Origin of the sequence: Colwellia hornerae (genome assembly GCF_007954355.1) — a bacterium.
Taxonomy (GTDB): domain Bacteria; phylum Pseudomonadota; class Gammaproteobacteria; order Enterobacterales; family Alteromonadaceae; genus Colwellia_A; species Colwellia_A hornerae.
Genome location: NZ_VOLR01000070.1, coordinates 1 through 1,930, shown reverse-complemented (window position 1 = coordinate 1,930; position 1,930 = coordinate 1). Strand labels below are relative to the sequence as shown.

The 1,930-nt window shown below is 34.7% G+C and carries 2 protein-coding genes; both read left to right on the top strand.

The window, feature by feature from the left end:
- The coding region (locus ESZ26_RS18970; protein WP_455423429.1) for an EF-Tu C-terminal domain-related protein at nucleotides 1-146 on the top strand (146 nt) is incomplete at its 5' end.
- A 565-nt stretch (nucleotides 147-711) separates the two neighbouring features.
- Nucleotides 712-1,584 (top strand): alpha/beta hydrolase family protein, encoded by an 873-nt coding sequence (locus ESZ26_RS18965; protein ID WP_146801364.1) that lies wholly within the window; start codon nucleotides 712-714, stop codon nucleotides 1,582-1,584.
- Nucleotides 1,585-1,930: the final 346 nt, after the last annotated feature.

The window sequence follows — 1,930 nt, the reverse complement described above, 5'->3', positions numbered from 1 at the left end:
GTGTTGAAATGGTAATGCCTGGCGACAACTTGAAATTTGTTGTTGAGCTAATCAACCCAGTAGCGATGGATGAAGGTTTACGCTTCGCTATCCGTGAAGGTGGTCGTACTGTTGGTGCTGGTGTTGTTTCTAAAATCATCGCATAATTGCTGATTTTAGTTCTCACGAGAACTTAAAGAAAAAAGACGCTTAGGCGTCTTTTTTTATGCCTGAAATTTAACAACGAGGTTATCTAACACAGAGCAGGTGTTGTATCACTATACCTTAAGTAGGCATCGCATAATTGCTGATTTTAGTGCTCACAAGAATTCAAGAAAAGACGCTTAGGCGTCTTTTTTTATGTCTGGTTTTTTCTAAATAGTTAATCAAGATAGTGTAACTATGCATAATCTTAAGACTGTTCTGATATTAAAGTAGCTTATTCGGTTAGTCATCTTAGTGATCCTTTTGTGCCCATTGAATAAGTTATAGTTACCGTCCATATTCGGTTATTAAACGTTAACAATTTGAGTATTTACTGTTATTAACTAAACTCGAGTTTAAATGTCCCTCATTTAATTCATTTTTTTTTCTTACAGCAAAAGAAAATTACCTTTCTTCCTTCACTATTTTTTGTATGTGTTTATGTCACTTTTTATGGTGTTGATAGTCTGGTCGTACCAGACTATTATTGTCTTATATAAAAAATAAAAATAGCAACAAAGGATTAAAATGTCTGACGAACTAAACAACAGCGATGAAGTCATTATTACCTGTGGTGATGGCGTTAAAATTATAGGTACTTTGTTTAAACCTCATCAAACCTTAAAAGGAGCAGTATTAATTGCGCCTGCTACAGGTATTAAACGGCAATTATATATAAGATTTGCTCAGTATTTAGCCAAGTCTGGCTATGTTGTACTTACCTTTGACAATCGTGGTATTGGCGAATCTTTAGCGGGAAAAGTTAAACACTCTACAGTATCGCTTCAATGCTGGGGAGAGCAAGATATGCCAGCCGCATTAGATTTTTTAATGACCCGTTTTCCTTTAATAAATTATCATTTGATAGGTCACAGTGCTGGTGGGCAGTTAATAGGCCTAATGAACAATGCTAGACATATTAGCTCTGTTTTTAACGTTTCTAGCTCTTCTGGTTGTTTAAAAAACATGTCATTCCCTTTTATCATTTCAGCAAATTTTTTTATGAATATAGTGATACCACTAAGCAACTTTATCTTTGGGCATACTAAAGCACAATGGTTTGGAATGGGTGAGCCTCTGCCTAAGCAAGTGGCAAGACAATGGCAAAAATGGTGTAATGGTCAAGGTTACGTAAAAACAGCCTTTGGTAAAACAGTTCACCAGCATTTATATAATGAACTTGCTATGCCAGCTATTTGGGTAAATGCATCTGATGATCATATAGCCAATGATATCAACGTTGCAGATATGATTTCTGTATTTCCTAAAATGCAGGCACAAACCTTAACGCTAAATAAAGAAGATTATGATTTAGATGAAATAGGTCATATAAAATTTTTTAGTCGCAACTCTCAAGCTTTATGGAAACATACTACTGATTGGTTAGCTCTTCATAGCTAATAATACCAATGGAAAATGTTAATCAACTTAAATATGACAGGCGTTATTTAACTAGTGCTCTGAAAAAAGTTGTTAACTTCAAATTAATTAACATCAACAATCAACATTTTTTTTGATTGTTGATGTTGACTCTGATGGAATAACTTTAATTTTGATATAAGGCTGGAATGACTATATGGTGGCTAAGTTGCCAGAGACCATGAATGACTCTGGCATTTTGACCCTGTAACAAAATCTGTGTAACTGCCTATCATTAATACCCATATAGGGTTTAGGATAGGCAGACTATGAATAAGAAAGAACTAGAAGTATTTGCTAAGCAAGCAGCCAAAGGTATTAAGTCCGA

What these genes read in the sequence shown, in the direction of transcription:
- ESZ26_RS18965 (WP_146801364.1), top strand. Translation starts at nt 712, where the DNA reads ATGTCTGACGAACTAAACAACAGCGATGAAGTCATTATTACCTGTGGT.